The organism is Vibrio sp. A37, assembly GCF_059777565.1.
This window is the reverse complement of record NZ_JBLNLI010000113.1, coordinates 1-211: the sequence shown is the minus strand read 5'-3', so window position 1 is coordinate 211 and position 211 is coordinate 1. Positions and strand designations below refer to the sequence as shown.

Sequence of the window (211 nt, the reverse complement as noted above, 5' to 3'; positions counted from 1 at the left end):
GTGTGATTGGGTGAAAATCGTAAATTATATTGATGTCAGGCTGAAAATTTTCCCCCCACTGACGAAACTCACCAAATGGGAAGGCACTATGACGAAACCCACTCTTTAAGCTTTGTTGTACCGATTGCATTAACTCCATCAGGGCTTGAGACGCCTCCACACCGGTCGCGATTAAGCACTGGTTCGAATGCATGCCCACCGCTTGCATCCC

General features: G+C 47.9%; 1 protein-coding gene. It reads right to left on the bottom strand.

Annotated elements, in window-relative coordinates:
• A partial coding sequence (locus ACM2FC_RS23735) for a hypothetical protein (protein ID WP_498483487.1) occupies window positions 1-211 on the bottom strand: 211 nt, incomplete at both ends.